The 262-nt window shown below is 51.1% G+C and carries 1 protein-coding gene; it reads right to left on the reverse strand.

The window, feature by feature from the left end:
* On the reverse strand, positions 1-206 hold a 206-nt coding region (locus ACY0MJ_RS22400), incomplete at its 3' end, for a DUF535 family protein (RefSeq protein ID WP_462640769.1).
* Positions 207-262 lie beyond the last annotated feature (56 nt).

Genomic DNA, 262 nt, shown 5'->3' on the forward strand with positions numbered 1-262 from the left:
CCGTATTTGCGCCGTCTTTCTTCGATAGGCAGGTGGTAATACCACGGTTCCTTGCCATCCGGTGCGGCTCCTTCGCCGATCCAGAATTCATTGAAATTGGTCTTCTTCGAACGGTTGCCGCGCAGCATATGGCTGTTGGTATAGAAGCCTTCGTCCGTGATGACATATATGTCATGGATGCCCAAGGTCTGGACGAAGATGCGCATGAGATAGAGGATGAAATTCTTCGGCCGATAGCCAAAGAGCTTCTTGGTCAGGACCT

The sequence above is a fragment of the Ramlibacter sp. bp-362 genome, from assembly GCF_054956735.1.